The organism is Pseudomonas sp. GM55, assembly GCF_000282395.1.
In the GTDB taxonomy this organism is placed as follows: Bacteria; Pseudomonadota; Gammaproteobacteria; order Pseudomonadales; family Pseudomonadaceae; genus Aquipseudomonas; species Aquipseudomonas fluorescens_CC.
Genome location: NZ_AKJJ01000021.1, coordinates 1 through 6,101 on the forward strand (window position 1 = coordinate 1; position 6,101 = coordinate 6,101).

Annotated in this window: 5 protein-coding genes and 1 pseudogene; all 6 read right to left on the reverse strand. The window is 63.0% G+C overall.

The annotated features are described in order from the left end of the window. Positions 1–557 (reverse strand): annotated as a pseudogene (locus PMI31_RS03440) (AraD1 family protein); the annotation flags it as partial. Positions 558–609: 52 nt separating this feature from the next. Then, positions 610–1,785: an L-rhamnonate dehydratase gene (locus PMI31_RS03445; protein ID WP_008016253.1), complete on the reverse strand. Its 1,176-nt coding sequence runs from the start codon at positions 1,783–1,785 to the stop codon at positions 610–612. A 27-nt stretch (positions 1,786–1,812) separates the two neighbouring features. Continuing rightward, complete coding sequence (locus tag PMI31_RS03450) at positions 1,813–3,138, reverse strand: MFS transporter (RefSeq protein WP_008016254.1); 1,326 nt, start codon at positions 3,136–3,138, stop codon at positions 1,813–1,815. A 372-nt stretch (positions 3,139–3,510) separates the two neighbouring features. Further along, entirely contained in the window at positions 3,511–4,515 is a 1,005-nt protein-coding gene (locus PMI31_RS03455; protein WP_008016255.1) for a 4-hydroxythreonine-4-phosphate dehydrogenase PdxA, read from the reverse strand. Continuing rightward, positions 4,512–5,471 carry an amidohydrolase family protein gene (locus PMI31_RS03460; RefSeq protein WP_008016257.1) on the reverse strand — a complete coding sequence of 320 codons (960 nt, stop codon included), beginning with the start codon at positions 5,469–5,471 and terminating at the stop codon, positions 4,512–4,514. The genes PMI31_RS03455 and PMI31_RS03460 overlap by 4 nt, the downstream gene beginning before the upstream one ends. Beyond that, on the reverse strand, positions 5,464–6,101 hold a 638-nt coding region (locus tag PMI31_RS03465; RefSeq protein ID WP_008016259.1), incomplete at its 5' end, for an MFS transporter. The genes PMI31_RS03465 and PMI31_RS03460, both read right to left, overlap by 8 nt.

Sequence of the window (6,101 nt, forward strand, 5' to 3'; positions counted from 1 at the left end):
CGGAGCCGATACGGCTGGCCGTCGTCACCGATCACATACAGGCCGGTCAGCTCCGGCTCTTCACCGGCGTCCTCGGCAAACGGCGGCACCGGGAAATCCGCACCGGGGCGCACGACGATGCTGCCGTCACCCTTGTAGAACCACTCCGGTTGCGCGCCGACCTGTCCCGCATCCGGCTTGCCCCCCTCCAGCCCCCACTTGAACATGCGCATGGTGTCGGTCATGCCAGCTTCGACTGCGCCATCGTACTGGTGCATTTTGTCCCGCGTTGCCGCGCTGCCCAGATGGGTCAGGCCGGTGCCGCTGATCAGGCAATGGGCCGGGTCTTCATGGTCCAGCGGCGGCAGGACTCTGCGCTGCTGCAACAGCTGCGCGTAATCCGGACCGGGTTCGCTGCCGCGTCGGGCGACTTCTTCCTGCAGGCTGCGCCCGCCACGAATGGCGGCCAGCGCCAGCTCACGGGTGCTGCGGGTATCACACAACACCTGGAGCCGAGCCCCTTCAACCAAGCCGACCTGGCGTTGCCCGGCAGTGTTTTCAAATTGAATCAGGCGCATGTCGGCCCTCCGCAAAGTCGTGGTTGGCACCGCCTACAGCGGCGCCTCAAGGTCATTCGATGATGTTGAATTCGCTCAAATACTCATCGGAAATTTCCAGGCCCAGGCCCGGCTTGTGGTCGTCGAGCTGGATGTAGCCGTTGACCGGCTGCGGCTCGCCCTTGAACACGTAGTAGAAGAGTTCGTTGCCGACTTCGACGTCGAACACCGGGAAGAACTCGGCCATCGGCGAGGCGGTGGTCGACATGGTCAGGTGGTAGTTGTGCATCTGCCCGGCATGCGGAATCACCGGGACCGACCAGGCTTCGGCCATGGCGTTGATCTTGCGCGCGGCGGTGATGCCGCCGACGCGGTTGGTGTCGTACTGGATCACGTCGACGGCGCGGCGTTCCAGCAGGTCCTTGAAGCCGTAGGAGGTGAACTCGTGCTCGCCGCCCGAGATCGGCATGATCCCCATTCTTTTCAGCTCGACGTAACCCTCGATGTCGTCGGCGATCACCGGCTCTTCCAGCCAGCGCGGTTCGAATTCGGCCAGTTTCGGCAACATGCGCCGGGCATATTCCAGGGTCCAGCCCATGTAGCATTCGAGCATGATGTCGACGTCGGGGCCGGCCAGTTCACGCAGGGCACGCACTTGTTCGATGTTGCGGCGCATGCCCGCCGGGCCGTCTTTGGGACCATAGCCGAAACGCATTTTCAGCGCGGTGAAACCCTGGCTCAGATAACCCTGGGCTTCTTCGAGGAACAGGTCGAGATTGTCGTTGGCGTAGAGCTTGGAGGCGTAGGTCCAGATTTTCTCTTTGGTGCGCCCGCCCAGCAGCTTGAACACCGGTTTGTTCACCGCCTTGCCCATGATGTCCCAGATCGCGATGTCGATCGCCGAGATCGCCGCCATGCCGATGCCCTTGCGGCCCCAGGCGTGGCTCTGGCGGTACATTTTCTGCCAGATGTATTCGTTGTCGAACGGGTCTTCGCCGATGGCGATCGGTGCCAGGTAAGTGTCGATGATTTCCTTGGCCACACGCGGCGCCAGTGCGCAGTTACCGATGCCGACCAGGCCGGTGTCGGTCTCGACTTCCACGACCAGCCAGCCATGGAAACGGAACGAGCCCATGGCGTCGCCACGCTCGAACAGGATGTCGCTGGCGTTGGTGCAGAAGTGCGCCTGGGGCGGGACGACTTTGCCTTTCCACTCGAATACGCGGGTACGGATCGCTTTGATTTTCATGAATACAGTTCCTTGCTAACGCGGTGATCAGCCAACCTGAGCCGGTGTGAGCTGCGAGGGGGATTTAGGGGTGTGGGTGGTGCGAAGTCGGGACAGCAGGATGGCGCCGATAATGCCCACCACGGCCAGGGCGAACATGCCGGCACGAGGGTCTGCAAAACTGCTTTCCATCACGGTTTTCAGGTTCGGTGCGACGAAGCCGCCCAGGTTGCCGATGGAGTTGATCAGGGCGATCCCGCCCGCCGCCGCCGCACCGCTGAGGTAGCTGGTGGGAATGGTCCAGAACAATGGCTGTACCGAGACGAAACCGGCCGCGGCGAAGCAGAACGCGAGTACCACCGGCACCATGCTCGAACCCAGCGCGGAAGCGGCGATGCCGAGGGCGGCCATGGTCAGCATGCACACGGCGAGACGACGGTGCTGGCCAGTACGGTCGGCATAACGAGTGACCAGGCGAGTGACGATGAGCGCGCAGACCCAGGGGATTGCCGTGATCAGGCCGACATTGAGGCCGACATGCCCATCGAGCAGACCGGCGATGCGCGTCGGCAGGTAGAACACCACGCCGTACACGCTCATCTGGATGGTGAAATACGCCAGGCAGAATTGCAGCACCCGAGGGTTGCGCAAGGCACTGAGAAAACCGTGGGGGCTGCTGTGTTTTTTCTGCGCATCCTCGTCCGCCAGCGCTGTTTCCAGCGCCCGCTTTTCTTCAACGCTGAGCCAGGTGGCCTCGGCCGGACGGTTGACCAGGTAGAAGTACGCGGCGATGCCGACCACCGATGCCATCAGGCCTTCGACAACAAACAGCCATTGCCAGTTGGTCAGGCCGAACACGCCGTGGAAATCCAGCAACCAGCCGGACAACGGACTGCCCAATACCAGCGCCAGCGGCAGGCCGAAATAGAACAGGCCTAACGCCTGGCCACGACTCTGCGCCGGGAACCAGTAGGTGAGGTACAGGATGATCCCCGGGAAGAACCCGGCTTCGGCCACCCCCAGCATGAAGCGCAACACGTAGAACGTCTGGGCGTTGTGGGCAAACATCATCGCCGCCGACACCAGGCCCCAGGTGACCATGATCCGGCACAGCCAGACCTTGGCGCCGAGGCGGTGCAGCATGTAGTTGCTCGGCACTTCGAAGCACGCATAACCGATGAAGAAGATGCTCGCGCCAAAGGCAAACGCGGCATCGCCCAACCCGGTATCGGCTTGCAGCGCCGCTTTGGCGAAGCCGACGTTGGAGCGGTCGATGAACGCCAGGATGTACATCAGGATCAGAAACGGCAGAAGGCGAAGCCGGCTTTTGGAGATAGCGCTGGACAGTGCCAGGACGGAATCTGGACGGGTCATAGGAGTGTTCCTTTGCTGCCGGTATGTGCCTTGCGGAAGTGACAAGGCGGGCTTTTTGTAGTTGTCATTCGCCTGATCGCAGTGGCCGGAAGTGCCCGGTTGCGTTCATTCGATGGAGCGACTTTAGCCAGCGCAAAGGGCTGCGGATAATCACTTATGCGTATCCGGCGATAACCTGGGGTGATAGCTAAATCTGATTATTCAGTAGATAAAGTTATCGGCCACACACAAACAACTGTGGGAGCGGGCTTGCCCGCGATAGCGGTCTGACAGTCACTTTCAGGGTGTCTGTACTGACGCTATCGCGGGCAAGCCCGCTCCCACAGGGTGCATGGTAGACAGGGGGATTAATGTTGTTTCAGAGATCCATGGTCAGTGGCGGTTGCGCCCCATCCGGCAGGCAATCTCGAACGCCTGTCGGATGGCTCCGACATTGGCCTTGCCCTGCCCGGCGATATCAAATGCGGTGCCATGGGCCGGGGTGGTGATCGGGATCGGCAAACCGCCCTGCACCGTCACGCCACGGGAGAAGCCCATCAGCTTGATCGCGATCTGGCCCTGGTCGTGGTACATGGTCACCACCGCGTCGAAGGCACTGGCATCGCCCTGGACCTTGAGGAAAATCGTATCGGCCGGATAGGGCCCGTCCGCCGCGATCCCCAGCGCCTGAGCCGAGCGGACCGCCGGGCCGATGATGTCCAGCTCCTCGCGACCGAACGAGCCGTTGTCGCCGTTGTGCGGGTTCAAGCCGCAAACACCGATCCGCGGTTTTTCCAGGCCGTTGCGCTTAAGCGCCGTGTCGATCAGTTGAATCGCTTCCACCACCCGTTGCTGGCTGAGCAGGCCCGGCACATCGGCCAGGGCCACGTGGGAGGTCACCCGTGAAGTCCACAGATTGTCGAGCACGTTGAACTCGCAGAACGGCCCGTGGAAATCCAGCAGCTCGGCGAACCAGTGCAGTTCGTCGCTGTGGGCCATGCCGGCCATGTGCAACGAGGTCTTGTTCAACGGGCCGAACAGCACCGCATCGGTCGTGCCGGCCTCGGTCAGGCGCAGGGCTTGTTCCAGGGTGTCGAGGCTGTAGCGACCTCCGATGACGCTGGCCTCGCTGCGCGGAAATTCACCCACGGTGTCGCCACGAAAGTCATAGAACAGCGGCGTGTCGTCGACGAATGCCAGATGCTCCAGGGACTCGACGCGACGATAGGGAAACTCCATCCCGGCGATGCGCATGCCGCGACGCATTTCCGCCTCGTCGGCGATCAGGATCACGTTGGCCTGACGACGCACTTCGGGCTCGCCGAGCAGGCGGGCGATCAGCTCCGGGCCGATGCCCGCCGGGTCGCCAAGGACCATCGCGATAGTGGATTTGCTCATGCTTCACTCCTCAAGGGTTCAGGTCGCGCCCGGTCATTGGCGCAAGGCTCGCAGCGATACACCCGCTGCGCATTGCTGTAGAAAAGTCGCTCCTGATCGGCCGCTGGCAGATCGGCGACGATGGATTTGAAACCGCTGTAGATGTCGTCGAACGAGCCGCACAGGCTGTCCACGGGGAAGTTGCTGGCGAACATCGCCCTGTGGCTGCCAAACATTGCGATGACTTCGCGCACGATCCAGGCGTTGTCCTTGGCGCGCCAGCGCTGGCCGCCCTGCCCCAGGCCGGAAATCTTCACCTGCACGTTCGGCCACTGGGCCAGCCGCGCCATCGCCAGACGCCAGCCCGCCAAGCCTTCGGCGCTACGGTCATTGGGCAGACCGGCGTGGTTGAGTATCAGCGTAATGCCGGGGAAATCCCGGGCCAACCGTTCGGCCTCGTGCAGGTTCCACCACGGTGTCTGCAAATCGAAATGCAGGCCCAGCCCTTCGAGCGCGGCATAACTGCGGCGCCAGTGTTCATCGCTCATCAGGCTGCGCATGTGCCCCACCTGCGCCGGCGCGATCGGGCCACCGGGCTTGTGGCGCACACTGCGCACGTGCTTGAAGCGCGCCTGTTCGGTGAGCACATCGATGGCGTCCGGGTGATCGAGCCAGGCTTGCGCCACGACTGCGTTTGGCACGCCGTAGCGCGCGGCCAGTTGCTCGATGAAGCGGGTTTCGCCAATCGGGTCCTGCGGGTTCCACTCCGTCTCGACGTACACCGTTTGCACCACCCGATGCCCGCCGGCGTCGGCGAAGTAGTCCTCTGGAAAATAGCGGCGCTTGATGGCGCCGTAATCACCGTAGCGAAACGGGATATTGGCCTCTGGCGCGAGCCACGGGTGATCGTTGACGCCCGGGTCCCAGAAGTGATGATGGGCGTCGATGATCGGGCCGTCCCACAACGCGTTAGCCATGACGCACCTCATCCAGGCTGATGAACAACGTCGCCAGCACAAAGACTGCCGAGCACGCCGCGAAGAACCCGAGCACCGGGGCAAAACCACCGGCCGCTTGCAGGATCACGCCCACCAGGATGGGCACCGCAATGCCGCCGGTGCTGCCAGCCATGTTCATCACGCCGCCGATCAAGCCTACCCGCGCCGGTGCCGCCAGCAGCGCCGGGAAACTCCAGTAGAGGCTGCCCCACATCAGGAAAAATGCGGTCATGGCCAGCAACGCCACCGCTGCAAAAGGATTGCCCAGGGTCGGCAGCAACAGGAATGCGCCAAGGGCCACCAGCCCGGAAAACGCCAGCAGGCTCTTGACCGCAACCCCGCGACTCACACCCTTGCGGATCAAACCGTCGCAGAGGAAACCACCGGTCAACGAGCCGAGTGCGCCACACAGGAAAATCACGAAGGTCGCCGCGCCAATGCCCTTGATATCGAAGCCGCGGGCCTGGGCCAGGTAACTCGGGCCCCAGGTCAGCAGGCCGAAATACACCATCGCCCAACTGGCCCGGCCAATCAGCAAAGCGCTCAGGGAACGGGCCGCGATGCCCAGGCCTTTGACCGGCGTGCGCGCGGCTTCGGCAGCCGGCGTGG